This is a genomic window from Pseudofrankia coriaricola (assembly GCF_001854805.1).
Taxonomy (GTDB): domain Bacteria; phylum Actinomycetota; class Actinomycetes; order Frankiales; family Frankiaceae; genus Pseudofrankia.
The window spans coordinates 191,520-216,954 of the sequence record NZ_MBLO01000259.1; the positions used below are offsets into that span (position 1 = coordinate 191,520).

At 70.6% G+C, this 25,435-nt stretch carries 20 protein-coding genes; 9 read left to right on the forward strand and 11 right to left on the reverse strand.

What is annotated here, in order from left to right; translation table 11 throughout:
• Positions 1-39: 39 nt before the first annotated feature.
• The 7 genes from BCD48_RS38925 to dnaA form a co-directional block, all read right to left on the reverse strand.
• Positions 40-1,452 (reverse strand): DUF3566 domain-containing protein, encoded by a 1,413-nt coding sequence (locus BCD48_RS38925; RefSeq protein ID WP_071053380.1) that lies wholly within the window; start codon positions 1,450-1,452, stop codon positions 40-42.
• Positions 1,453-1,486: 34 nt separating this feature from the next.
• On the reverse strand, positions 1,487-4,036 hold the full coding sequence (gyrA, locus tag BCD48_RS38930; protein ID WP_071053381.1) for a DNA gyrase subunit A: 2,550 nt from the start codon (positions 4,034-4,036) through the stop codon (positions 1,487-1,489).
• 286 nt (positions 4,037-4,322) lie between these two features.
• Positions 4,323-6,263 (reverse strand): DNA topoisomerase (ATP-hydrolyzing) subunit B, encoded by a 1,941-nt coding sequence (gene gyrB, locus BCD48_RS38935; protein WP_071053382.1) that lies wholly within the window; start codon positions 6,261-6,263, stop codon positions 4,323-4,325.
• Between the two features lie 312 nt (positions 6,264-6,575).
• The gene (locus BCD48_RS38940) at positions 6,576-7,253 is read right to left on the reverse strand and encodes a DciA family protein (protein WP_241842329.1); all 678 of its coding nucleotides are present in this window, start codon (positions 7,251-7,253) and stop codon (positions 6,576-6,578) included.
• Positions 7,243-8,346, reverse strand: a complete 1,104-nt coding sequence (gene recF, locus BCD48_RS38945) for a DNA replication/repair protein RecF (protein WP_071053384.1) — start codon at positions 8,344-8,346, stop codon at positions 7,243-7,245. Before recF ends, BCD48_RS38940 begins: the two co-directional genes overlap by 11 nt.
• A 9-nt stretch (positions 8,347-8,355) precedes the next feature.
• Positions 8,356-9,522, reverse strand: coding sequence for a DNA polymerase III subunit beta (gene dnaN / locus BCD48_RS38950; RefSeq protein WP_071053385.1), 1,167 nt, complete (start codon positions 9,520-9,522; stop codon positions 8,356-8,358).
• Between the two features lie 1,121 nt (positions 9,523-10,643).
• Positions 10,644-12,188, reverse strand: a complete 1,545-nt coding sequence (dnaA, locus tag BCD48_RS38955) for a chromosomal replication initiator protein DnaA (protein WP_071053386.1) — start codon at positions 12,186-12,188, stop codon at positions 10,644-10,646.
• A gap of 776 nt (positions 12,189-12,964) precedes the next feature.
• Between dnaA and rpmH the strand changes: the two genes are divergently transcribed.
• The 9 genes from rpmH to BCD48_RS38995 all read left to right on the forward strand — a co-directional run bounded on the left by rpmH (position 12,965) and on the right by BCD48_RS38995 (position 20,824).
• Positions 12,965-13,102: a 50S ribosomal protein L34 gene (gene rpmH, locus BCD48_RS47910; protein ID WP_083419862.1), complete on the forward strand. Its 138-nt coding sequence runs from the start codon at positions 12,965-12,967 to the stop codon at positions 13,100-13,102.
• A 34-nt stretch (positions 13,103-13,136) separates the two neighbouring features.
• Positions 13,137-13,670, forward strand: coding sequence for a ribonuclease P protein component (gene rnpA / locus BCD48_RS38960; RefSeq protein WP_083419863.1), 534 nt, complete (start codon positions 13,137-13,139; stop codon positions 13,668-13,670).
• On the forward strand, positions 13,667-14,038 hold the full coding sequence (yidD, locus tag BCD48_RS38965; protein WP_083419864.1) for a membrane protein insertion efficiency factor YidD: 372 nt from the start codon (positions 13,667-13,669) through the stop codon (positions 14,036-14,038). Before rnpA ends, yidD begins: the two co-directional genes overlap by 4 nt.
• Before the next feature lie 4 nt (positions 14,039-14,042).
• Positions 14,043-15,347 carry a membrane protein insertase YidC gene (yidC, locus tag BCD48_RS38970; RefSeq protein ID WP_071053387.1) on the forward strand — a complete coding sequence of 435 codons (1,305 nt, stop codon included), beginning with the start codon at positions 14,043-14,045 and terminating at the stop codon, positions 15,345-15,347.
• A gap of 93 nt (positions 15,348-15,440) precedes the next feature.
• Entirely contained in the window at positions 15,441-15,977 is a 537-nt protein-coding gene (locus tag BCD48_RS38975) for a Jag family protein (protein WP_071053388.1), read from the forward strand.
• A gap of 69 nt (positions 15,978-16,046) precedes the next feature.
• Positions 16,047-18,089 carry a hypothetical protein gene (locus BCD48_RS38980; RefSeq protein WP_116271812.1) on the forward strand — a complete coding sequence of 681 codons (2,043 nt, stop codon included), beginning with the start codon at positions 16,047-16,049 and terminating at the stop codon, positions 18,087-18,089.
• Between the two features lie 152 nt (positions 18,090-18,241).
• Positions 18,242-18,973, forward strand: a complete 732-nt coding sequence (gene rsmG, locus BCD48_RS38985) for a 16S rRNA (guanine(527)-N(7))-methyltransferase RsmG (protein WP_071053389.1) — start codon at positions 18,242-18,244, stop codon at positions 18,971-18,973.
• A gap of 88 nt (positions 18,974-19,061) precedes the next feature.
• On the forward strand, positions 19,062-19,889 hold the full coding sequence (locus BCD48_RS38990; RefSeq protein WP_071053390.1) for a ParA family protein: 828 nt from the start codon (positions 19,062-19,064) through the stop codon (positions 19,887-19,889).
• Complete coding sequence (locus BCD48_RS38995; protein ID WP_071053391.1) at positions 19,886-20,824, forward strand: ParB/RepB/Spo0J family partition protein; 939 nt, start codon at positions 19,886-19,888, stop codon at positions 20,822-20,824. The genes BCD48_RS38990 and BCD48_RS38995 overlap by 4 nt, the downstream gene beginning before the upstream one ends.
• An 825-nt stretch (positions 20,825-21,649) precedes the next feature.
• Here BCD48_RS38995 and BCD48_RS39000 read toward each other — a convergent pair.
• From BCD48_RS39000 to trxB, 4 genes are all read right to left on the reverse strand, one after another.
• The gene (locus BCD48_RS39000) at positions 21,650-22,303 is read right to left on the reverse strand and encodes a GNAT family N-acetyltransferase (RefSeq protein WP_071053392.1); all 654 of its coding nucleotides are present in this window, start codon (positions 22,301-22,303) and stop codon (positions 21,650-21,652) included.
• Between the two features lie 296 nt (positions 22,304-22,599).
• A complete protein-coding gene (locus BCD48_RS39005; RefSeq protein ID WP_071053393.1) occupies positions 22,600-23,751 on the reverse strand; it encodes an N-acetylmuramoyl-L-alanine amidase in 1,152 nt (383 codons plus the stop codon).
• Between the two features lie 290 nt (positions 23,752-24,041).
• Positions 24,042-24,368 (reverse strand): thioredoxin, encoded by a 327-nt coding sequence (gene trxA / locus BCD48_RS39010; protein ID WP_071053394.1) that lies wholly within the window; start codon positions 24,366-24,368, stop codon positions 24,042-24,044.
• A gap of 41 nt (positions 24,369-24,409) precedes the next feature.
• Positions 24,410-25,381 carry a thioredoxin-disulfide reductase gene (gene trxB, locus BCD48_RS39015; RefSeq protein ID WP_071053395.1) on the reverse strand — a complete coding sequence of 324 codons (972 nt, stop codon included), beginning with the start codon at positions 25,379-25,381 and terminating at the stop codon, positions 24,410-24,412.
• Between the last annotated feature and the right edge of the window lie 54 nt (positions 25,382-25,435).

A 25,435-nucleotide genomic window follows, 5' to 3' on the forward strand; every position in this document is an offset into this window, starting at 1 on the left:
GGATGGCGGCGCCGCTGTGGGCGGCGCCGCCGGCCGCCACTAGCGGTCGCTGAGGGTGACCTCGATGCCGCCGATCATGTCGGAGCAGAGGTTGTAGAGAAGTGCGCCGAGGGTCGACAGCAGTGTGATCAGGATGACGTTGATCGCGCCGATGAGCAGGCTGATCTGCATGGCGCGGCCGAACGACAGCCAGGAGCCGACGTTGCTGCTCTCGTCGGTGGTCAAGGTGCCGGCCGCCTCGACGATGCTGTCGAAGACACCGATCGAGTTCAGGACGAACCAGAGCACCGCGATGGCGACCATGACGACGAGGAAGACGCAGAGCGAGAACGCGAACGCCAGCCTGGTCACGGTCAGCGGGCTGACCCGGGTGAGCCTTAGCTTGGCCCGCCGACCAGCCCGGCTGAGGTCGTCCTCGCCGCCCAGGTAGTCGTCCTGGTAGTCCTGGCGCACCGGCTCGGGCCGGTCGTACCGGCCAGGCTGAACCGGATGGGCGGGATGTCCGGGACGTCCGGGGGGACCGGGGGGACCGGCGACGCCGCCGGGCTCCTGCCGGTCGGCGCGCGGCGGCCTCGCCCACTCCTGGTCGGCGGCGGGCCGGCCCCGGTCAGGCCCCGGGCCACCGGCAGGACCGAGGGGGCGGGAGCCGGAGGTTGGTGCCGGCACGCGTTCGGCCGGGACGGCGGGCCCACGGGACGGCTTGGCCAGGTCGGGCTTCGCCGGCTCGGCGCGGGTCCGGTCCGGGTCGGGGCTGGGGGCGGCCACGGCGGCGACCTTACGGGTATCGGCGCCCGTGGCCGGACGGTCGGAGCGTTCTGGCCGTGGCGCGGAGCGCCCTGGCCGGTCCCGCTCCGCACGCTCGGGAACATCACCACCGCGGGCACGGGCATCCCGGCTGGTGTCACGCGCCTTGTCCGGGCCCCGGGCTGGGTTACGCACGATGGCCATCGTGTCGGGGTCGCGCGGAGGTTGCGCCTGCTGGTCCGCTCCGGCCGGTTTGGCCGGCGCGCCACGGCCAGTCGCGGCATAAGGCTCCGACCGGTCGGCGCGGTGCGAACCACCCTTGTCGACGAGCGGAGGGGGTGCGACCGGAGTAGCGACAGTCGTGGTGGCCGCGGAGGCCGGTGGCGCCTTCGCCGGCGCCGTGTCCAGAGTGGTCGTTTTCGCCGCGTTCTTCTTCGCCGTGGCCGGCGCCGACGACGGGGCGACGGCTCGCACCACCGCGGTCTTGTCATCCTCGGGGCTGCCCGAGCCGGCCCCTGGCGCCGTGGGTGTCTTCGTCGCCGTCCTGGCAGGAGTCGCGTCGGCGGCCGGCCGGCCGGTGTCCGCGTCCGTCTTGCTCCCCTGCCGTTCGAAGAACGGGTTGCCGGCGCTCGGATCAGGGTTCTCGCCGTCGGTGGCGGTCCCTGGGAGCGCGCCGGACCTGCCCGGCCGTTCGTCCTTGTCGCTCACGCGTCTCCCCTCAGCTCCCCGTCAGCCCCGCAGGTCAGCCGGCCGCCGGCTCGTCGCCATCGACGTCCTCGGCATCAGCATTACGCGCGACACCCACGACCTGCACACCGGGCTCAAGGTCGATCAGCTTCACGCCCATCGTCTGGCGCTGTGCCCGACGAACGTCCTTGGCCACGGTACGCAACACGCCGCCGTTCGACGCGATGGCATAGAGCTGATCGTCAGGCTCGACGACGAGCGCGCCGACCAGGTTGCCACGGCTGGGAACAATCTTCGCGGTAAGCACGCCCTTGCCCCCGCGGCCCTGGATCGGGTATTCGCCCAGCGGCGTCCGCTTGGCGTAGCCGCGACTGGTCGCCACCAGCAGGTCGGCCCGCAGGTCCGCCTTGACCACGGCGATCGAGAGCAGCTCGTCGGTGGCGTCGAACCGCATGCCGATCACTCCGGCGGTGGCGCGGCCCATCGGGCGCAGCTGCTCGTCGTCGGCGTGGAACCGGATCGACTGGGCGTTGCGGCTGACCAGCAGCAGGTCGTCCTCGGCGCCGACGAGCCTGGCACCGATCACCTCGTCGTCCTCGCGCAGGTTGATCGCGACGAGGCCGCCGGTGCGGTTCGAGTCGAAGTCGACGAGCGCGGACTTCTTGCACAGCCCGCGCTTGGTGGCGAGCACCAGGTAGGGCGCGGCCTGATAGTCCTGAATCGCCATCACCTCGGCGATGCGCTCGTCCTGGCCGAAGGCGAGAATGTTCGCCACGTGCTGGCCCTTGGCGCTGCGAGCCTGCTCGGGCAGCTCGTGCGCCTTGGCCCGGTACACCCGGCCCTTGTTCGTGAAGAACAGCAGCCAGTGGTGCGTGGTGGTGACGAAGAAGTGCTCGACGATGTCGTCCTCGCGCAGCGCGGCGCCCTGCACGCCCTTGCCGCCGCGCCGCTGCGAGCGGTACAGGTCGGTCTTGGTGCGCTTGGCGTAGCCGCCCCGGGTGACCGTGACGACGACATCTTCCTGGGCGATCAGGTCCTCGATCGACATCTCGCCTTCGAACGGCACGATCCGGGTGCGCCGCTCGTCGCCGAACTTGTCGACGACCTCCTTGAGCTCCTCGCTGATGATCTCGCGCTGCCGCTGCGGCGAGGCGAGGATGGCCTCCAGCTCGGCAATCCGAGCCTCCAGCTCGGCGGCCTCGTCGATGATCCGCTGCCGCTCCAGGGCGGCGAGCCGGCGCAGCTGCATGTCCAGGATCGCAGTCGCCTGGATCTCGGAGAGCCGATAGTCCTGGCCAGGAGCGACAGTGCCCGCCATCTGGGCGTATTGACCAGTGGCGTATTCACCGTTCATCAGCTGCTGCCGGGCGGCGTCGGCCGACTCGGCATTGCGAATCAGCGCGATCACGGCGTCCAGATGATCGAGCGCCATGAGCAGACCCTTGAGGACATGCAGACGCTCTTGGGCCTTGCGCAGCTGGTAGCGGGTCCGCCGGACGATGACGTCGACCTGGTGCTCGACGTAGTAGCGGATCATCTGGTCGAGCCGCAGGGTCCGCGGCACGCCGTCGACGATCGCCAGCATGTTGGCACCGAAGGTGTCCTGCAGCTGGGTGTGCTTGTACAGGTTGTTCAGCACGACCTTGGCGACGGCGTCGCGCTTGAGGTCGATGACCAGGCGCTGACCGATGCGGGCCGAGGTCTCGTCCCGGACGTCGGCAATGCCGGAGACCCTGTTGTCGCGGACCAGCTCGGCGATCTTCTCGGCGAGGTTGTCCGGGTTGACCTGGTAGGGCAGCTCGGTGACGACGAGCTGGGTGCGGCCCTTGTTCTCCTCGACGTTGACGATGGCGCGCATCCGGATGCTGCCGCGGCCGGTGCGGTAGGCGTCCTCGATCCCGGAGCGGCCGACGATGAGGCCGGAGGTCGGGAAGTCGGGGCCCTTGACGATGCCGATGAGCGCCTCGAGCAGTTCCTCGTCGGTGGCGTCCGGGTGGTCGAGGGCCCACTGGACGCCGCCGGCGACCTCGCGCAGGTTGTGCGGAGGGATGTTCGTCGCCATGCCGACCGCGATGCCGCCCGCGCCGTTGACGAGCAGGTTCGGGAACCGGCTGGGCAGGACCAGCGGCTCCTGGGAGCGCCCGTCGTAGTTCGGCGCGAAGTCGACGGTATCCGCGTCGATGTCGCGCAGCATCTCCATGGCCAGCGCGGCCATCCGGGCCTCGGTGTACCGCATGGCGGCCGGCGGGTCGTTGCCCGGCGAGCCGAAGTTGCCGTTCCCGTCGACGAGCGGGTAGCGCAACGACCACGGCTGCGCGAGCCGCACCAGGGTGTCGTAGATCGCCGTGTCGCCGTGGGGGTGGTAGTTACCCATGACGTCACCCACGATGCGGGAGCACTTGAAGTACCCCCGGTCCGGGCGGTAGCCACCGTCGTACATGGCATAGAGCACCCGGCGGTGCACGGGCTTGAGGCCGTCGCGGACCTCGGGCAGGGCGCGCCCGACGATGACCGACATCGCGTAGTCGAGGTACGACCGCTGCATCTCGACTTCGATGCCGATCGGCTCGATCCGGTCGCCAGGCGGCGGTAGTACGTCGACCACGATGTCCTTCCAGGGCAGTACGGAACCTGTCGGTTATTACCCCGACAGCACGGAACTAGTCGGTTAATGCGCTATGTCGCAGTTAGTGCCATCAATCGTGGCCAGCGTGCTTGCCAGCCAGCCGCCGTGGAGGTCCAACCGCCCCCGCGTCAGCGGTCCCCTGGTCGACGCCCCTCGTCGGGCGAAGCCCGACATCGGGGGTTCCAGGGGGTCGCCCCCCTGGGCAGACATGATCTGATCGGCTACGGGAAGCCGCCCGAAGGGCGGCGAACAGGGTTCGCCCCGATCAGATGTCGAGGAAGCGGACGTCCTTGGCGTTGCGCTGGATGAAGCTGCGACGGGCGTCGACGTCCTCACCCATCAGGACGCTGAACAGCTCGTCGGCCACGGCGGCGTCGTCGAGCGTGACCTGCAGCAGGATGCGCTTGTCCGGGTCCATGGTGGTGTCCCACAGCTCGGTCGCGTTCATCTCGCCGAGACCCTTGAACCGCTGGATCGCGTCCTTGGGCAGCTTGCGACCGGTCTCGACGCCGCGCTGGACCAGCCCGTCGCGCTCCCGGTCGGAGTACGCGTACTCCCAGTCCTCGCGACCCCACTTGATCTTGTAGAGCGGGGGCTGGGCGAGGAAGACGTGGCCCGCCTCGACAAGCGGGCGCATGAACCGGAACAGCAACGTCAGCAGCAGCGTCCGGATGTGCTGGCCGTCGACGTCGGCGTCGGCCATCAGCACGATCTTGTGATAGCGCAGCTTGGCGATGTCGAACTCGTCGTGAATGCCGGTACCGAGCGCCTGGATCAGCGCCTGGACCTCCGCGTTCTTGAGCACCCGGTCGATGCGGGCCTTCTCGACGTTGAGGATCTTGCCACGCAGCGGCAGGATCGCCTGGAACTTCGAGTCGCGCCCGCCCTTGGCGGAGCCGCCGGCCGAGTCGCCCTCGACGATGTAGACCTCGCAGCGCTCCGGGTCGGTGTACTGGCAGTCGGACAGCTTGCCGGGCAGGCCGGTGCCGCCGAGCAGGCCCTTGCGCCGGGTCAGGTCGCGGGCGGCGCGGGCGGCGATCCGGGCGCGCTGCGCGTCGAGCGACTTGGAGACGATGGCCCGTGCCTCGACCCGGTTCGCGTCGAACCAGTCCCGCAGCGCGGAGTAGCACATCTCCTGGACGAACTTCTTCGCCTCGGTGTTACCGAGCTTCGTCTTCGTCTGGCCCTCGAACTGCGGCTCGGCGAGCTTGACGGAGATGATCGCGGTAAGGCCCTCACGGATGTCGTCGCCGGAGAGCCGCTCGTCGGCGTTCTTCGCGCCGGCCTTGACGGGCTTGAGGAGGTTCTGCTCCTTGGCGTAGACGTTCACCGCGCTGGTGAGCGCCGCCCGGAAGCCCTCCTCGTGCGTGCCGCCCTCGTGCGTGTTGATCGTGTTCGCGAACGTGTAGACCGACTCGTTGTAGCCGGCGTTCCACTGCATCGCGAGCTCGGCCTCGATGCCCTTGCCCTTGGCGTCAAGCGCGATGATCGTCTTGTGGATCGGCTCCTTCGTCGCGTTCAGGTGGGTGACGAAATCGGCGAGGCCGTTCTCGTACATGAACGTGACCTCGACCGGCTCCTCGCCGCGCTCGTCACGCAGCGAGATCGAGATGCCCTTGTTCAGGAAGGCCATCTCCTGCAGGCGCCGGTAGAGGGTCTCGTACTTGTACTCGAGAGTCTCGAAGATCCCCGAGTCGGCCCAGAAGGTGACCGTCGTGCCGGTGCGCTCGCTCCGCTTCAGCGGCGCGCCCTTCTCCAGCGGGCCGGGACGCTGCGCGGTGTACGTCTGGGCCCAGGCGAAGCCGTCGACCTTGATCGCGACATCGAGCCTGGTCGACAGCGCGTTGACGACGCTGATGCCGACGCCGTGCAGGCCGCCCGAGACGGCGTAGGACTCGCCGTCGAACTTGCCGCCGGCGTGCAGCTTCGTGAGCACGACCTCGACAGTGGGCCTCTTCTCGGTGGGATGTATGCCGACCGGGATGCCGCGACCGTTGTCGACGACGCGCACGCCACCGTCCGCGAGCAGCGTCACCTTGATGGTGTCGCAGTACCCGGCGAGCGCCTCGTCGACGGAGTTGTCCACGACCTCGTAGACGAGGTGGTGGAGGCCACGCTCCCCGGTGGACCCGATGTACATGCCTGGCCGCTTGCGGACCGCGTCGAGACCCTCGAGAACCTTGATCGAACTAGCGTCGTACGCCACGCACTGGGTCCCCTCGTCAAGGCCCCTCGTTATGGGCCGAAGTCCTCATCAGTCTACCTGGCAACCCGCCACAACAGACGCAGGGTGACGCCTGACGTCCGCGTAGCGACCCGAGGGAGGCCTGGCCGAACCCCCCCTACGCGAGGGGTGCCCCGCGCGCTGTGGCGCCGATCCACGCCGGTTCCCGCTCTCGGAGCCTGGCCGCGGGCCAACCGCTCGCCCGTCGGCACACCGCCGGATCACACCGTCACGATGCGAGACAACCGAGGAGATCGGTGCGAGCGACGCCTCCGGTAACGGCCGGCCTGGCCGTTACCCGTAGGTGTCGCGAGGACCTCGGCCGCCGGGCATCTGGGCGGGCCCATGCCGCCACGACGGCGCCGACGGCCCGCGCACGTTGATCCGGGTGACGACGTCCGGGCCGAGCTCACGGCGCAGCTCGCCGAGGATGCGGCCGGCCAGGAAACGCAGCTGGGTCGCCCAGGCGGTCGACTCCGCGGCGAGCTCCAGCACGCCGTCGCGCAGCGAGACCGGGGTGGCGTGCGCGCTGATGTCCGGGCCGACGATGGCGTCCCACCGGGCCAGCACCGTCGAGTCGGCCGCCTTCGCGTGCCAGCCGCGCGCCGCGAGCATCCGCGCGACGGCGGTGCCGAGGGAGGCGGGCTCGCGCCACTCCCGCCCCGGCGCGGCGATTCCCGGCAGCCTCGGCCGGCGCGGTGGGTCCCGGTCGTCGTCACCGTCCGGCCCCCCGGGACCGGGGCCGGGCCGCGAGGGGTGCGCGCCGCCGGCGTCCCCGTCCGGGTTCCGGCCCGCTTGCCCGCCCGCGCGGCCACCCGGCCGGGCACGGGCCCTGGCATCCGCTTTCGCGGCGGCAAGCACCTGGCGAGCCAGATCGGCCCCCCTGGGCGCGGCCGCGCCGGTCGATTCCGCCGGCCCGGGCCGGCCGGCCGTCGCTGGATCTCCTGGCTGTTCGCCCGGCTCAGTCGGCAAGGCTGACCTCCCCCGTCCGCACGGTGAACCGTGGCCCCCCCAGCTCCGCTGGCACGTCCGCGTCGACGGCCGCGGTGATCAGCACCTGCTCGGCCGGCGCGACCAGCTCCGCGAGCCGGCGGCGGCGGTGCGTGTCGAGCTCGGCGAAGACGTCGTCGAGCAGCAGCACCGGGCCGCGGTCGTCGGCGCCCAGCAGCTCGAAGGCGGCCAGCCGCAGCGCGATGGCGAGCGACCACGACTCGCCGTGGCTCGCGTAGCCCCGGGCCGGGCGGCCGCCCACCGACAGGACCAGCTCGTCGCGGTGCGGGCCGGCCAGAGTCACGCCGCGCTCGACCTCCCGCGGCCGCAGGGTGGCCAGCTCGGCGAGCATCGCGTCCGCGATCGCCTCCCGGTCGGCGCCCTCGGGCAGCGGCACCGAGCACCGGTAGTCGACGCCGACGGGCGTCGACGTCTCGGCTCCCGCCACCGCCGCGTAGGCCGCGGCGATCTGGGGGCGCAGGTCGTCGACGAGCGCGAGCCGGGCGGCGAGCAGCTCGGCACCGTGCCGGACCAGCGACTCGTCCCAGGAGTCCAGGGTGCGCAGGTCGCCCCTGGCCCGCAGCAGCGTGGTCCGCTGACGCAGCACCCGCTCGTAGTCGGCGATCACCCCGGCCAGCCGGGGAGCGCGCGCGACCAGTAGCTCGTCGAGGAAGCGGCGCCGTTCGGCCGGGTCGCCCTTGACCATCGACAGGTCCTCCGGCGCGAACAGCACGACCGACAGCAGACCGAGCAGATCACGGGGCCGGGGGAGCTGGCGACGGTTCAGCCGGACCCGGTTTGCCCGGCCGGGGACGATCTCGATCTCGGCCAGCGCCGCCCGTTCACCGCGCACGACCCGGGAACGGATCACGGCGCGCTCGGCGCCCTCCCGGATCAGCGGCACGTCGCCTGAGACCCGGTGGCTGCCCAAAGTCGCCAGGTAGCCGACCGCCTCGAGCAGGTTCGTCTTGCCCTGGCCGTTGGATCCCACGAACGTGACCACCCCGGGCGGGAGGGTCAGCTCAAGCGACGGGTAGGACCGGAAGTCGACCAGTTGCAGGTGCGTGACATGCACGTCACCCGGTCAGCCGTTCAGCTGGATCGGCATGAGCAGGTAGCGGTAGTCGGGGGCCTCCTCGCCGCCGGCGCCCTTGCCGGTGAGGATCGCCGGCTTCTTCGCCGCGACCTCGGCGTCATCGGCGCTGGCGAAGCCGAACTCGACCTGATCGGAGTCGATCGCGTTCAGCGCGTCCTGCAGGTAGGCCGGGTTGAACGCGACCGCCAGGTCCGGGCCGGAGTAGGTCGAGGGCAGCGTCTCGGACGCCTGGGCCTCGCCGCCGTTGCTGCCGGCCTCCAGCTCCAGGTGGTCCTCGGTGAACGCGAGCTTCACCGGCGCGGTCTTCGGTGCCACCAGCGCGACCCGCTTGACCGCCTCCAGCAGCGGGGCCTTCTCCACCGAGGCGATCAGCGGGCACGAGTCGGGCAGCAGTTTGCGGTAGGGCGGGAACTGACCGTCCACCAGCCGGGTGGTGGTCTGCCGGCCGTTACCGGCGAAACCGGCCAGCGCCTCGCCGGAAGGGCCGGTGCCGAGCGCGATCGCCACCTCGACCGAGCCGCCGGACAGCGACCGGGCCGTGTCGAGCAGCGTGCGTGCCGGGATGAGCGCGACACCAGCCGCGTCGGGGCTTTCCGGGCGCCACTTGAGGGTGCGCACCGCGAGCCGGTAGCGGTCGGTGGCGGCGAGCGTCAGGACATCGCCCTCGATCTCCAGCCGCACTCCGGTGAGCACCGGCAACGTGTCGTCCCTGCCGGCGGCGACCGCCACCTGGGAGACCGCGGCGCCGAACGCGCCGCCCTCGATGTAGCCGGTGATCGGCGGCAGCGGAGGCAGCGCCGGGTACTCCTCGACGGGCATGGTCCGCAGGGTGAAGCGGGCGTTGCCGCAGGCGATCACCAGGCCGTTGCCCTCGGTCCACACCTCGACCGGCGCGGCGGGCAGCTGCTTGGTGATCTCCGCGAGCATCTTGCCGGGCGCGAGCGCCCGGCCCTCCTCGGAGATCGTCGCCTCCAGCTTCGCCTGTGCGGCCACCTCGTAGTCGAAGGCGGCAACCACCAGGCCCGGCCCGCTCGCGTCAAGGAGCAGGCCGGTAAGCACCTGCTGCTGGGCCGCGGTAGCCGTGCGACTCGGCAGGCTGCGCGCGGTCCAGGCAACCGCCTCGGTGAACTCGTCCCGTTCAACCCGGAACCTCATGCCTGCCTCCCTCTGGCGGCGACGAACCGAACCAGCATCGCAGAGCCCTCCGACAGCTCTGCGAGCGGTCCAGCCATTCATGCAAGCAGACGATCACACAGAGCAACCACTAGCGGCGGCCGGCCTGGCGGAGGGCACGGCCACCTCCGGTCCGGGCAGGAAGCGTCCGCAACCAGACGCCGCGGCCGTCAGGCCCGCCACCTCGCCACCTCGCCAGCCCGGCTCCAGTCTCACCGGGGCACGACCGGCATGGGCACCGACATGAAACACCTCAGCCAGCGGTGAAGGGCCAACGACGGACGCCCGGCCGGTACCTCCGCTGTGTCCTCGTCGAAAGGCGTGTGGGACTCGCCGTTGGGGGGTAAGCGTCCCACAGTCGGTGCTGGCAGCAGCGGCCTCGTCCGCTTCGGAACCAGAGTGGCCCCGCCGTGTGGGCATTGCCGCTGCGCCTGGGTGGCAGCCGGTGTTCGAGCGGGGCGAGGCACCGAGCGCTTCATCCCCAGGCCCTAGCTCTTCAGACTTTGATCTCTCTGAAAATTTAAATGATCGTCGTAGTAGTAGGGGCTGTGGAAACTGGGGATAACCAGCGTTTGCGCAGGTCAGAGCCCCCGGAGCCCGGTGGAGAGCATGTGGGTGGAGCTGTGGGTCAACCCGGTCGTCGTCCACAGGGCCGTCTTGTCCCCAGGCGCCATGCACCGTTCATCCACCGGTTGCCCCCACGTCGTCCCCAGGCTGCCCCCCAGTTCTCCACAGCCTCACGGCCCGGTTGTCCGCAGGTCCCCCTCAACTCGTCCACAGGCTTGTCCACAAGCTGTGGGTGAATACCACCCAAGTGGTCTCGTGGCAGCTGAGAGCGCTCGGCGGTTTGTTCCACACGGTGTGGGCCGGTTGCGGGAGAAGTGCCTCGTTCGACGGATCGCTGGGAGAAGTAATGAGTACGGCGCCCATCCGACCTGGGCGGACTAGTCAATCGGAATCAGAGCGGACTAGTCATATTCGGCCCCGCCACTGGATAGCCAGGCCAAGGCCCGTGGCCTTGGGATGCCTGTCGGGCGCTTAGGGCCCTCCACTGCTTAGGGCCCTCCACTGTGGCCCCCGAGTCGGGGTGTACGCGGTGAGGGTCAGAGGTGGCGGGTCTCGGCGCGGATGCGGTTGGTCAGCTCGGTGACCTGGTTGTAGATGGCGCGGCGCTCCGCCATCAGGCCGCGGATCTTGCGGTCGGCGTGCATGACCGTGGTGTGGTCACGTCCGCCGAACTGCTGGCCGATCTTCGGCAGCGACAGGTCCGTCAGCTCACGGCACAGGTACATCGCGATCTGGCGGGCGGTCACCAGCACCCGGCTGCGTGACGTCCCGCACAGGTCCTCCATCGAGACCCCGAAGTACGCCGCGGTCGCGTTCATGATCGAGGTCGCGGTGATCTCGCTGCTGGTCGCGTCCGGAATGAGGTCGCGCAGCACGATCTCGGCCAGCGTGCGGTCGACGTGGGACTTGTTCAGGCTGGCGAACGCGGCCACCCGTATGAGCGCGCCCTCGAGCTCGCGGATGTTGCGCTCTATGTGGGTGGCGATGTACTCGAGCACGTCCGGTGGGACCGGCAGCCGCTCGGTGGCCGCCTTCTTCGACAGGATCGCGATCCTGGTCTCGAGGTCCGGCGGTGTGACGTCGGTGATCAGCCCCCACTCGAACCGGCTGCGCAGCCGGTCCTCGAGTGCGGAGAGCTGCTTGGGCGAGCGGTCCGAGGAGATGACCAGCTGCTTCTCAGTGTCGTGCAGGACGTTGAAGGTGTGGAAGAACTCCTCCTGCGTCCGCTCCTTGTTCTCCAGGAACTGGATGTCGTCGACCAGCAGCACGTCGATGTCCCGGTAGCGCCGCTGGAAGGCCTGCTGCCGGTCGTCCCGGATCGAGTTGATGAAGTCGTTGGTGAACTCCTCGGTGCTGACGTACTTGACCTGGGAGTCCGGGTAGAGCTTCAGCGTGTAGTGGCCGATGGCGTGCAGCAGGTGGGTCTTGCCCAGCCCCGAGTCTCCGTAGATGAACAGCGGGTTGTAGGCCTTCGCCGGCGCCTCGGCGACCGCCACCGCGGCGGCGTGCGGGAACCGGTTGCTGTCCCCGATGACGAACGTCTCGAAGACGTACCGGGGGTTGAGCCGGGCCGGTTCGGACGGCCGCGGCTCCGGGTCGCGGCCGAGCCCGGCGGCGACCCGCTGGATCGGCGGCGGCGACGCGTCGAGGAACCGGTCCTGGGCTCCGCCCCCGCGGCCGGCGCCATCGTGGCTCGGGTCCTCGCGGTCGCGCGCGACCGCCACCGGCGGCGACGGCAGCACCATCGGGCCGGTCATCGGCTCGGGATCGGGCAGGTGCTCGACAGTGACGGCGACCCGGATCTCCCGGCCGTACGCGGCGGTCAGCGCGGTGGCCAGGAACGGGCGCAGCCGGGAGTCGAGCAGATCCTTGGTGAACTCGTTCGGGGCCGCGAGCAGCGCGGTGTCCTGGACCAGGCCGAGTGGCCTGGTCAGGCGCAGCCAGGCCCGCTGCTGCGCGGACAGAGTCCCGTCGGCCACCCCGGCCACCGCCTGCCGCCAGACCGCGTGCAGGTCAGGGTCGTCCCCCAGCGGCAGCTGGCGCTGAGAACCCGTGACGGAGGGCGGTTCGCGGTCGGTCACGGGTGCTCCTTGGCGGGTTGGCCAGGTCGGCGGACGCGGCGTTCGGGAGCGCGACGCGGGTCGCGCTCCCCTCGGCCAGCGCACGACGAGTGGACTCGGTGGGACTCAGGCGGGACCACGACGCGCCGCGCCGGGTTCTCCACATCGTCGTCCACAACCTGTGTACGGACATGACACCGCATCCGGCGTGCCGCCGGCACGGCAGCCCCTATCCCACCGACTGCACCTTCCCCACCGACTGGCTAGATGGGACCTTGACGCCAATCTGCGCGTTCGGCGCGGATCCCACTTGGCAGCCAGTCGGCGGGGACCCCGCGGAGGGGCTAGGGCGGAAGGCACGTCGGTGGTTGGTGGCAGTCGGATCGGCTGGTGGGGCCCCGCGCAGGGCCTGGAGCGGGGGAGGCACGTCGGTGGTGGTCGGAGTCACCGGCGATGGCGATGAGCGCTGGCGTGGAAGAGCCGAGGGCGAAGAGGAGGCGCCGGAGGCGGTGGGCGGATCGCATGCCGGGCGGATGATGACAAGGGGGACGGCAGGGGCGGTCGGCAAAGGGGATGCTGGCGGCTGTGTAAGCTGGAGCGTCGCCAGCGGTTTCGTCCCTAGCTGGGCCAGCGCGCGTCCACCGGATCGCTCGAGGGGTACCTCGAGTACGTCCATCGGGCGTGTGGCGCCCTCTACATCGATGCGTGCGTCGAACTGGGGACGCCACTGGCGTAGCCTAAGTACGGACAGCGTCTGCCTGTCGCGTCCCTGACCGCCTGTTACCCGGAGTCGTCACGTGAGCAAGCGCACCTTCCAGCCGAACAACCGTCGGCGGTCCCGCACCCACGGGTTCCGGCTGCGGATGCGTACCCGTGCCGGCCGCGCCATCATCTCCGACCGTCGCCGCAAAGGTCGCCGCGAACTGTCCGCCTGAGGCGGACCTCGCCGGCGCTCGGTTACCGGCTCCGATGCTTCCCGTCCGTTCGCGTGTGAGCTCCCGGGAGGAGCACGCCCGAATTGGGCGGGAAGGCCGCCGGCTCAGCTGTTCGCCGCTGATCGTTCACGCTCTCAGCACCCGTGACTCCGGCCCGGCCAGGGCCGGTTTTGTGGTGAGCCGCAAGGTCGGTACGGCGGTGACCCGTAACCAGGTCCGTCGTCGCCTGCGGGAACAGACCCGTTCCCGGCTCGCCTCGGTGCCGCCAGGCACCCTGCTGGTCATCCGCGCGCTGCCGGCCTCGGCCGAGGCCAGCTCGGCCGAACTGGGCAGCGCGTTGGACCGCGGCCTCGCGGCGATGCGTGCCGGCCGGACCCGGTCCGGCCAGGACCGTTCGGCCCGGGCTCGCGCGACGACGGCGAAGCCGCGCCCGGTCGCGGGCCAGTCAGGTAGTCCGGCCGAAGGCCGCGCCGCCATGGCCAAGCCTGGCGCGACCGTCGGCGTCCCGGATGACACAGCCGTGAGCCCGCCGGCGGGCTCGGACGAGCGGCGACGGAGCCGGCGATGAGTGGCCCCGCCTGCGCGCTGTGCGTGCTCGGGGTGTTCACGCTCCTCGATCTCATGCTCGCGTCCGCCGCCGTCAGCCGGCGGCTGCCGCGAGTCGCGCGTGACCGTTCCGGCGCCGTCCGCGGCCCGTTCGCGTGGCTGCTCGCCGCCCTTGTCCGCGGCTACCAGCTCGTCTGGTCGCCCCGGTCGGCCGGCGCCTGTCGATTTGAGCCGTCGTGCAGCGCCTACGCGCTGTCCGCCGTTCGTATGCATGGTGGGGTACGCGGCGGCCTGCTTGCCTGCTGGCGCCTGATGCGCTGCCAGCCGCTATCCCGCGGTGGGTACGACCCAGTACCTGTACAGTCCGCCCGAGGGGCCTGGAGGAGTTAGACCGGTGCTGGATCCGCTTTACCATCTCGCGGCGAACGCGATTGTCTTCTTCCACAAGGGCTTCGGGCCGATCTTCGGCCAGGACAGCTTCTTCGCCTGGGCGTTCTCCGTCGTCCTCCTGGTCGTCTGCGTCCGCATCCTGATCTTCCCGCTGTTCGTCAAGCAGGTGAAGTCGCAGCGGACGATGCAGCTGATGCAACCCCGGATCAAGGAGATCCGGGAGAAGTACGGGCATGACAAGCAGGTCATGCAGCAGAAGATGATGGAGCTGCAGAAGGAGCACGGGAACCCGCTGCTCGGCTGTCTGCCGATCTTCCTGCAGATCCCGCTCTTCCTCGCCCTGTTCCACGTCTTCACCCACCTGTCGCCGATGAACGAGGGCGATGGCGGCGCGCTCATCTGGCGGCCGCGCGTGGGCCTGAGCGCCGATCAGGTCGAGCAGATCGCCTCGGCCAAGGTGTTCGGCATCTCGCTCGCGACCTCGTTCACGTCGAAGCAGAGCCTGCTGGACTTCCTGCACGCGAACGGCACGAACGTCAAGATCGTCGCTGTCGTCCTCATCGTGCTGATGGGCGCGACGACGTTCTTCACCCAGCGCCAGATCATGTCCCGCACCGGGCCGGTCGACCCGCAGCAGGCGATGGTCCAGAAGGTCCTGCTCTACGGCTCGCCGGTCATGCTGGCCATCTTCGGCTTCCGGTTCCCGATCGCCGTCCTGATCTACTGGCTCACCACCAACCTGTGGAGCATGGCCCAGCAGTTCTATGTCATCAAGCGGATGCCGCCGATGACCCCGGACGCCTCCGGCCGGCAGCCCGGCGCGCGTCCGGCGACCGCCGCCGCCGCCGCGGGTGACCGCCCGGCCCCGTCGCGGCCGGCTCCGGGCGCCAAGCCGGCTCCGGGCGCCCGCGCCAAGGGCAAGGGCACCGCCGCCGGCACCCGGCAGACCTCCATGACCAAGGCGACGCCGCCGGCTACCGCGAACGGCGCGGGAACGAAGCGGAACGCGACACCCGCGAACGGCGCCACCGCCGCCAAGAGTGGCTCCGCTCCGGCTGGCACCAGGTCGCCGCGCGGTGGCGCGTCGAACCGGGCAGCGCAGCCGTCCGCCGGCGCGAAGGATGCCGGCGCGAAGGATGCCGCCGCGAAGGACGCGGGCACCACCGGCCCGGAGGCCTCGCCATCGGCGAGCGCCGCCGCCGCACCGGCCCCCGTCCCGGCTGGCGTCACCCGGCATGTCGGCGGGTCACGCCCGGCCGCGAAACGCAAGAGTGGCGGCAAGGGGAAGCGTCCCGGCGGACGGCGGTGAGCGATCGTGGTTCCTCCCCCGGCGGCCGGCCTGGTGTGTCCTGAACGAGGGACCGCCGCCGATGGCGGCCCACCTACCCATGGAGTTGCGCTGATGAGCGGTTCCGACCTCGCCGCCCACGTCGATGAGGGCCTGTCGCAGGCAGACGAGTCGACGAGCACGCAGGAGCGGCTGACTGCCCTGGAGCAGGAAGGCGAGATCGCCGCCGACTACATCGAGGGTCTGCTCGACATCGTCGACATGGATGGCGACCTGGACCTGGACGTCGAGGGCAGCCGCGCGGTCGTCGCGGTAGTCGGCGACGGCCTCGAGAAGTTGATCGGCCCGAGTGGGGAGACCCTGGAGGCCCTGCAGGAGCTGACCCGGCTCGCCGTGCTGCAGAAGACGGGCGAGCGCAGCCGGCTGATGCTCGACGTCGGCGGCCATCGCGCCCGCCGCCGCGCCGAGCTGCGCGAGCTCGCGGCGGAGGTGGCCAGGCGGGTTGCCGGCGGGACCAAGAAGGAGAAGCTCGCGCCGATGACCCCGTTCGAGCGCAAGGTCATCCACGACGTCATCGCCAGCGTCGACGGCGTGCGCAGCGAGTCCGAGGGCGAGGAGCCCGACCGCTGCGTCGTCGTCATGCCCGTCTAGGGGGCCAAAGGGTGCGCGATAATGATCTTTCTTCGTGCGCCCGGCGGCCGTTGTTCGGGGATCACTGATATGGCGCCCGCTCCCCTGGCCGACGCGGCGGGGACGCGGGCCGAGCCCGGCGACTCCGCGCGCGCCGTCCGTGCATCGGACGGCGCGCGCCGTCGTTGGACGGCCCGCGTCGCCCGTACTGGGAGAAGCGACCTCTTGTGGGCCGGCGGGGTCGGCCTGGTGCTGGTCGCTCTGGACGTCGTGCTGCGGGCCTACCTGCGGCGGCCGTTCTGGTACGACGAGATCTGGCGGGGCCATTTCGTCAGCGAGCCACTCGGGTCGTTCTGGTCGGAACTGGCGCGGGCCAACACCCCGTCGGCCGTCGGCTGGGTGGTCGTAGAGCGCCTCGGCGGTGACCTGCTCGGCTGGCATGCGTGGGTGCTGCGCCTGCCGGGGTTCGTCGCGGTGCCCCTGCTGGGCATCGGGATCGTGCTGCTCACGGCCCGGTTCGCCGGCCCGGTGCCGGCGGCGTTCGCCGCCCTGTGGATCTGCCTGAACAGCACGCTTCTCGACCTCGGCACCCAGCTCAAGCCCTACACCGTCGAGATGCTCGCCGCCGTCGTCGCGGTCCTGCTGTGGATAGGCGACGAGCGCGGGACCACCCGTGGCGCCGGGCCCGGCGGTGTCGCGGACGGGCGGGGCGGCGGTGGTCTGGACCGCGGGCGGCTGGCCCGGCGGACGGCTGCCGGCCTCGTGAGCCTGCTCTCCGTCCCAGCCGTCTTTGTCATCGCTCCGCTCGCGGCGGCCGACGTCGTGACCGCGATGGTCCGCGCTCGCCGGGCTCCTCGGACGGATGCCGGCGGCACTCTCGCGGCGGGCGGGTGGCGGGCGCTGGAGGCATTGCCCGCCTTGGCGCTCACCGGGGCGAACACGTTGTTCTTCGTCGGGCATCAGTCCAGTCAGCGGCTGGGGCACTACTGGGACGCGCAGTTTCTCGCCGGGCGGGGGCTGGGCGGCGGTCTTTCCTTCATCGGCAGGCAACTGCGTGACTTCGTGACCGGCACGCCGCCCGGGATCGACCGCTACGACCCCAGCCTGCTGCACCCGCCGACCGACGGGACCTGGGTGTCGCTCTGGCTGCTCGCCCCGGTCGTCGTCCTCTGCGGGCTGGCGGGCGTCGTGCTACTCGCCCGGCGGCACGACGGCCGGCAGGTGCTCGCCGCGCTCGGCGGCGCGCAGCTCGCGATGCTCACCGCGAGCGCGGTCCGGTTCTGGCCCTTCGGCCCCACCCGGACCAACCTCTTCCTGGTCCCACTGATCGTTCTCGTGGTCGTCGCGGGTGCCACGGACCTGATTCGCCGCCTGTTGAAGATCGTCAGGACCGGTACCCTTACCCCCAGCCGACACGTAGTTGGAAAGTCACCATCAGTGACAATCTCGGTGAGGGACGTCCATTCCCTGACACGACAGATCCCTACCCAGGTAGACCTGGCTGCCGACCGAGGCGCTCTCCCGGCGGGTGACGGGCGCGAAGCCCGGATCTCGGCGGATCCCGGCGCCGACAGGGGCGAGGCCGCGCCCGGCCGGAGGCTGCTCAGCCGCGCGGCGGGGGTCGTGGTTGTCATGGCGCTCGGCGCCGCCGGAATGGGGGCCCAGGTGTCCTCGGCGGCTCGTGACGGCCGGCTCTACGAGCAGCGTGACCGGCTGCGCGGCCTGGGCCTCACCGTCGACGCCGCGATCGCGGCCCGCCGGCTCTACCGACCAGGCGACCTCATGGTCGTGGGGGGTCGGCTGATGCGCCCCGGCTGGATCTACGCCATGGAGGCCAGCGACGACGCTCCCCGCCGCCCGGCCGCTCTCCCCGCTCGATCCACCGAGGACGAGGCCGCCCGAATACCCCGAGCGGACACGCTGTTCTTCTCCCAGCCCGGTGAGGGGGAGGTCGCCCGTGACGTCGCGGCCCGCTCGCCCGGTCCGCGACGCATCCTGCTCTTCGTCTTCGAGCCGGATGTGGCGGCCACTCGCGCGGACCTGGTCGACCTCCACCGCGCCGGCTGGTGCCCGAATGAGGCTCGGGTCTTCCCGTTGACCGGAACGCTCACGACACTCATGCGCTGCCACTGACCATTCGCGACGAGAGCCGGGCGCGTCGTGGATGCTTGGTGGGTGCGGCGTTTGCGTGGCTGCCTGGCGGCCTGTCCTCTGTCCTGGTCCCTGTCCAAGTTCTGGCTCCCCTGCGCGGCGGCCCGGTGAGCGAGGTCGTGGCCCCTCCGCCGATGGCGGCCGAAGTGTTCGGCGAGTCGCTCGATCGCGCGGTTCGGTATGTCGAGTTGCTCTCCACGGCGGGCGTCGAGCGTGGGCTGATCGGCCCGCGTGAGACCGACCGGCTGTGGGACCGGCACCTGCTCAACTGCGCGGTGCTCGCCGAGGTCGTTCCAGTGGGCGTGACCGTGGTCGATGTCGGTAGTGGCGCCGGGCTCCCCGGGGTGCCGCTGGCGCTGGTCCGGCCGGATCTCCGGGTGGTGTTCCTCGAGCCGATGGAGCGCCGGACGGTCTTCCTGCGGGAGGTGGTCGCCGCCTTGGACGGCGCGGACCGGATGTCCGTGCTACGCGGGCGCGCTCCGGATATCGGTGTCGGGAAAGACGGGCTACGGTGGGATGTAGCCGTTGCGCGAGCGGTGGCGCCATTGGAACGGTTGGGCGGCATGCTGCTTCCGGTCGTTCGGCCGGGGGGTGTCATGCTTGCCATGCGCGGTTCGCGAGTCGACGAGGAGCTTGCCGAGGCGCGAGACGGCCTGCGTTCGCAGGGATGGCGGGATCTACGGGTCCTGATGTGTGGAAAAGATCGGCTAGCTGAACCCACTCGCCTGGTCTCTGCGAAACGAGCGACCGATGGGGCGGGGCGACCCGGCGTCGGAGATCGGCACGATGGCAGGCAGCGTGAACAGCAACGGGGACAGACGACACGAGAGCAACGGCGGGCACGCGGACGGACGTGTTCCACGTGAAACAGCGTCGGCGGGGCTGGGGCTGGACCCTCTGGACCCATCGACCCCGATCGGAGCGGCGGCGGCAGCGGCGGTGGAAGCACTGACTATGGAACGGCGACGACCCTTCCCACGACCGACCCGACAGCGAATCTTCGCGGTCGCCAACCAGAAAGGCGGCGTCGGCAAGACCACGACGACCGTCAACCTGGCGGCGGCCCTGGCCATGCACGGCGTCAGCGTGCTGGTCATCGACCTCGACCCGCAGGGCAATGCCTCGACGGCGCTCGGCGTGGAACACCGCTCCGGGGTACCGYCCATCTACGAAGTGCTGCTAGGCGATCGACCACTGGACGAGGTGATCGCGAAGTCGGGCGAGGCGGAGGGCCTCTTCGTCGCCCCCGCGACGATCGACCTCGCCGGCGCCGAGATCGAGCTGGTCTCGATGGTGGCCAGGGAGGGCCGGCTGCGCCGGGCGATCGCGTCGCTGACCCTCGAGGTCGACTATGTCTTCATCGACTGCCCACCGTCGCTGGGCCTGCTGACCGTGAACGCGCTCGTCGCGGCCAAGGAACTGCTCATCCCGATCCAGTGCGAGTACTACGCGCTCGAGGGACTCGGCCAGCTGCTGCGCAATGTGGACCTGGTGCAGGCCCACCTGAACCAGGATCTGCGGCTCACCACGATCCTGCTCACCATGTACGACTCCCGGACGCGCCTGGCCGACCAGGTAGTGCAGGAGGTCAAGGAGCACTTCGGTGACCGGGTGCTGGGCACCACCATCCCTCGCAACGTCCGGCTCGCCGAGGCCCCCAGTTATGGCCAGTCGGCGCTGACATACGACCCGGTCTCCCGCGGGTCGCTCTCCTACCTCGCGGCGGCCCGCGAACTCGCCGAGCGCGGCGTCGAGGCGCCGCACGGAACGGTGAACCGGTGAGCCCGCCGGCCCGGCGGGTCGGCGGGCTCGGCAAGGGGCTCGGCGCGCTCATCCCGACCGCGCCGGAGGGCCGCTACGACAGCTACTCGGGCAACGGCGGCGCGAACGGCTCCCGGATCGGTGCCGATCCGGTGCCTGTCCACGGCGCGGTCTTCCGGGAGGTTCCGGTGGACTCGGTGACGCCGAACCCGCGCCAGCCCCGGACGAACTTCGACGAGGAGGCGCTCGAGGAGCTCTCCGCGAGCCTGCGCGAGGTCGGGCTGCTGCAGCCGATCGTGGTCCGCGAGGTGCTGCCGGACCAGTACGAGCTGGTCATGGGCGAACGCCGCTGGCGCGCGTCCAAGCTCGCGGGCCTCACCGAGATACCAGCCATCATCCGGGACACCGCCGACGAGGCGATGCTGCGCGACGCGCTCCTGGAGAACCTGCACCGCCAGCAGCTCAACGCGCTGGAGGAGGCGGCCGCCTATGAGCAGCTGCTGCGGGAGTTCGGCGCCACCCACGACCAGCTGGCCACGAAGCTTGGTCGGTCCCGGTCGCACGTCACGAACACGATCCGGCTGCTCGGCCTGCCGCCGGCGGTCCAGCGGCGGGTCGCGGCCGGCGTGCTGTCCGCGGGCCACGCCCGGGCACTGCTCGCGCTCAGCGATCCGGCCGCCCAGGACCGGCTCGCCACCCGAATCGTCGCGGAGGGGCTCTCCGTGCGGGCGGTCGAGGAGATCGTGGCCCTCGGCGACGAGGGCCCGCGCAAGCGGGCGCCCCGGGCACCGCGCCAAGCCCCCCCAGCGCTCTCGCAGGTGGCCGAGCGCCTGGCCGACCGGCTGGACACCAAGGTAAAGGTCGATATGGGCCGCAACCGGGGCAAGATCACCGTCGAGTTCGCCAGCCTCGAGGACCTGGAGCGCATCGTCGCCGCCATGGTTCCGACGGAGTAACTGTATTTCTGGTTCGCTGTGTTGCTGGTTCGCTCCGTGCGGGCGGCGCGCTCCGGCCCCGTCCCTTGCTTCGCGCTCAGGCGGGATGGGTTGGCGGGATGGTCGGGGTCGGGGTCGGGGTCGAGGTCGGACGGGGTCGGGCGGGAAGGTTGTTGCCGGTTCGCTCCGTCCGGGCGGCGCGCTCCGGCCCCTTGCTCGCCTGGCGGCTCGCAAGGGACCTCCGCGCGCCGTCCTCCTGCGCTCACGGGCGCTGCGGCGACCTCGCTGCGGCCCCCCTACATCGCTTCGCTCGTAGGAGGGCCTCCGCGAGGCGCGCCTCCGCGCCCAGCTCGGTTGTGTTCCGCCGTACGTCACGAAACCGAAGACAATCCCGGTCGCGGGGGCACTTCGCTTCGCTCGTGGCCGGGTCTCTGCGGAAGTGCGCCTCCGCGCCAGCTCGGTCGCTTGCCGCTTGAACGGCACTAGTCCAAGACCAGCCCGATCCGGGCCGGTCCCTTTGCGGGAACCACATCGCTTCGCTCGTGGAATCTGGACTGTACTGATCGCGTTTCGTACACCGATCAGGTGCGAAGGCCGCCCCAGGGCGCAGCGAAGTGAGCCCCCGCACCAGGGGCCGGACCTGGTCTCGCAACCGTCAAGCGGGTCGCAACCGCGTTGGCGCGGAGGTCCCTTGGGAGCGAAGCGAGTAAGGGGCCGTAGCGCCGTGCCCGCACGGAGCGAACCATGTCAACCTTCCCGGCCAACCCCAGGCTTGTTCCGGGCCGAACCGGCAACACCTTCCCGCCCGGCCCGGAGCTTGTTCCGGAGCGAACCAGAAATACAGGCCTACGCCGGCGCGGGGGTCGGGGAGGGCGTGCCGCCGATGGGGCGGAGGATGCCCTCCGGGGTCATCGAGCCCAGGAGGCGCTCCAGGGCGACCTCGACGTCCTCGCGCCACGTGACGGCGTTCTTCACCTCCAGCCGTAGCCGTGGCCAGCGGCGGTGCGGCCGGACGGTCTTGAACCCCACCGCCAGTAGGTAGTCGGCCGGTACGACGCAGCGGGTGCCCTCGTCCTGGCGGAGGTCGCCGAACGCCTCGATCGCCCGGTAACCGCGTCGGATGACGTCCTTCGCCATTGCCTGGATGAGAACGCGCCCAAGCCCTTGCCCGGCGAACTCGTCGACGATTTTCGCCGTCATCAGGAGAACGGCGTCGGAGCTGACGGGGCTGGTCGGGAAGGCGATCGAACGGGGCACGTAGGCAGGCGGCGCGTACATCGCGAAGCCCGCGGGTACGTTGTCGACGTAGATGACTTTCCCGCAGCTTCCCCATTCCAGCAGCGCCGAGGAGACCCAGGCTTCCTTCTCCAGATCGGTGCCGCCGGCCTCCTCGGCCCGGCTGCGGGCAACCGGGTCGAGCTCCCAGAACACACACCGGCGACACCGCTGGGGCAGGTCGTCGATGTTGTCGAGCGTTATGTTCGCGACGCGACGACTCATGGGTGGCGCTCCGCACGTCGAGGGATCCAGGTAGCTGGCTCTAGCCTAGGCGCCGTGCCAGGAATCTTCCTGACGGGGCGGCGGGTGGGCGAGGCGCTCCACGCCCTATCCGCGTTTCACGTGAAACGCGGATAGGGCGTGATGGCCGAATCGTTCAGCCGGGATGACACGCCTCGGAGCCAGGCTCCTCGGCCCAAGGGGCCTCCGGGACGCGGCGTCGTCCGGACGTCCCGATCGCGCTGGCGCCGGAGCGGTGGAAATCGCCGCCTGTTTCACGTGAAACAGGCGGTGTGAACTCAGGGGCCGGTGGCGACCCGGGGAACCCGGAGCTGACCTGTCGGCGCGTCCTGCTCTGGCGGCAGATACAGCCGCTGGATGGCGGTGAGGACGGCCTCGGCGATTGTCGCGCGGTAATCCGCCGAGCCGAGAGTGGCGGCGTCGCGGGGATTCGTGAGGTAGCCGACCTCGATCCGTACCGCCGGCATCGCGGTCCGGCGCAGCAGCTCCCAGGTCTTGGGATGCGTCCAGCAGTCGAGCATGTCGGTGCGGGAGACGAGCTCCTTCTGGATGAGCATCGCGAGGCGCTCGCCCACCGCGGACGAGCCATGGGCGTTACCGAAGTAGTAGCAGGAGACACCTTCGGCCTTGGGTGAGTCGCTGGCGTCGGCATGCAGCGAGATGAGCACGTCGGCGCCGCGCTCGTTGGCCCGCCTGGCCCGCTCGGCGTCGTCCGGCGCTTCGTCGTCGGCGTGCACCCGGAAGGTCTCCAAGCCAGACGACCGCAGCCGGGCCTCCAGCCGGCTGGCGAGGTCCGCCATTACGTCCCGCTCGTTCAGCCCGTGGACGACGGCGCCGGCGTCCTCGCCCCCATGGCCGGCATCGATGGCGACGACCGTGCCGAGCAGCGAGGGCCCCCGGACAAGCAGCCGCGTCGACTCGCGCAGCACGTCCGGGCGGCCGCCAGTGACCGTACGTTCCAACCGCTTGAGTTCGCTGAGGGTCTGGGGGCCACAGCGCCCGTCCGGCTCGAGGCCCCGGTTGCGTTGGAAGTCGCGGACGGCTGCTTCCGTGCGCGGGCCGAAGATGCCATCGCTACGGCCGATGTCGAAGCCCATGCTCGACAGCCGCGTCTGCAGCGCGGCGACGTCGTCGCCGACGAACGGCCGGCTGGCCACGTAGTAGAGCAGCCGGTCACCCAGCCGGTGACGTGCCTCGTCGAGCGCACGTGTGGTGTCCGGCCCGATGATCCCGTCGACAGACAGTCCGCGGCTCTGCTGAAACGCGCGCACAGCGCGGTCCAGGCTCTCGTCGAACAGATCTGCGCCAGGCCTCTCCGAGCCCTCATCACCGGGCTGCCGAGGGGCCGCCGGTAGGAAGGACAGATGGGTCAGGGCCGCGCGCACATCGGCCACGCCCGGACCGCGGTCACCGAGCCGGAGCAGCTTCACGGGTCACCAGCGTAGGCGATGCGGCTGGCCTGCCGGGGGTCGCGGGCGTGACCGTCCCGCTAGTTCCTCTCGCCTGCTAGCTCCCGCTCGTCCTGAGTCCACCCGACCCCACCGCCGCGGTCCGTTCTGGGCATGGATCGGCCGGCAGTTCCGCTGGGCGGCGGTTCGATCGCCGGACGGAGCGGCCGCAAACGGGCTCGGCCCGTCGGCGCCTCCACGAGGGGTGACGTCGACGGGCCGAGGGGGCCTGGTAGCCGGGACTGGCACGGAGGCCATGCAGCGGTGCGAGATCAGATGTACTCGGCGAGGTCGTTCAGAAGAGCACGCTTCGGCTTCGCGCCGACGATGCTCTTCGCGATCGCACCGTCGACGAACACGGCCATCGTCGGGATCGACATGATCTGGTACGCGCGCGCCGTCTGCGGGTTCTCGTCGATGTTGAGCTTGACGACCCGCAGCGAGTCGCCGTGGGCCGCCGCGATCTCCTCCAGGACGGGGGCGACCATCTTGCATGGCCCGCACCACTCGGCCCAGAAGTCCACCAGCACGGGCTTGTCACTCTTGAGCACCTCGGCGGCGAACGTCTTGTCCGTCACCGGGGTGGTGGCTCCTGCCATCGGTCTCTCCTCGGGGGTTGTGTGTGGGGGGTGGTGTCGTCTCAGGCGGCCGGCACGGTCGAGCTGTCGCCGGTCTCGTGGTCGGCGATCCAGCGCTCGGCGTCGAGCGCGGCGGCGCAGCCCGTGCCGGCGGCGGTGATCGCCTGCCGGTAGATGTGGTCGACCACGTCGCCGGCGGCGAAGACGCCGTCCAGGTTCGTCCTCGTCGACGGGGCGTCGACGAGGACGTAGCCGTCATCGTCGAGCGTCACCTGGCCGCGGAACAGCTCCGAGCGCGGTATGTGCCCGATCGCGACGAACATGCCCGTCACGTCCAGCTTGTCGTCCGCGCCGGTCACCGTGTCGCGCAGCCGGACGCCGGAGAGCTTGTGGTCGCCCTCCAGCCCGGTCACCACCGCGTTCCAGCGGAACTTGATCTTTGGGTTCGCGCGCGCGCGGTCGGCCATGATGGCGCTGGCGCGCAGCTTGTCCCGGCGGTGAACGACCGTCACGGAGTTCGCGAACCGGGTAAGGAAGGTGGCCTCCTCCATCGCCGAGTCGCCGCCGCCGACCACCGCGATGTCCTGGTCGCGGAAGAAGAAGCCGTCACACGTCGCGCAGGCGGAGACACCTCGGCCGAGCAGCCTGTCCTCTTCCGGGACGTCGAGCTTCCGGTAGGCCGAGCCGGTGGCGATGATGACCACCTTCGCGTAGTGGACCTCCTCACCGACCTTCACGACCTTCGGGGTGACGGTGAGGTCAACCTCCGTCACATCGTCGGGGACCAGCTCTGCCCCGAAGCGTTCCGCCTGCTTGCGCAGGTCGTCCATGAGCTCGGGGCCTTGGATGCCCTCGGGAAATCCTGGGAAGTTCTCGACCTCGGTGGTGGTCATCAGCGCGCCACCCGCTGAGACGGCGCCTTCGAACACCAGCGGTCGGAGGTTGGCGCGCGCTGTGTAGATGGCGGCCGTGTAGCCCGCCGGCCCGGAGCCGATGATGATGACGTTCCGGACTCCGCTGTCCTGCGCTGTCACGCGCTGCTCCCTTCACATCGCGGCCGAAGCCGCTGTCACGCTAACCGCGCCGGG

Coding starts and splice junctions, on each gene's coding strand:
- rsmG (WP_071053389.1), top strand. CDS start 18,242: ATGGCGGCCGAAGTGTTCGGCGAGTCGCTCGATCGCGCGGTTCGGTAT.
- BCD48_RS38975 (WP_071053388.1), top strand. CDS start 15,441: ATGAGCGGTTCCGACCTCGCCGCCCACGTCGATGAGGGCCTGTCGCAG.
- trxA (WP_071053394.1), bottom strand. CDS start 24,368: ATGGCAGGAGCCACCACCCCGGTGACGGACAAGACGTTCGCCGCCGAG.
- BCD48_RS39000 (WP_071053392.1), bottom strand. CDS start 22,303: ATGAGTCGTCGCGTCGCGAACATAACGCTCGACAACATCGACGACCTG.
- rnpA (WP_083419863.1), top strand. CDS start 13,137: ATGCTTCCCGTCCGTTCGCGTGTGAGCTCCCGGGAGGAGCACGCCCGA.
- yidD (WP_083419864.1), top strand. CDS start 13,667: ATGAGTGGCCCCGCCTGCGCGCTGTGCGTGCTCGGGGTGTTCACGCTC.
- BCD48_RS38980 (WP_116271812.1), top strand. CDS start 16,047: ATGGCGCCCGCTCCCCTGGCCGACGCGGCGGGGACGCGGGCCGAGCCC.
- dnaN (WP_071053385.1), bottom strand. CDS start 9,522: ATGAGGTTCCGGGTTGAACGGGACGAGTTCACCGAGGCGGTTGCCTGG.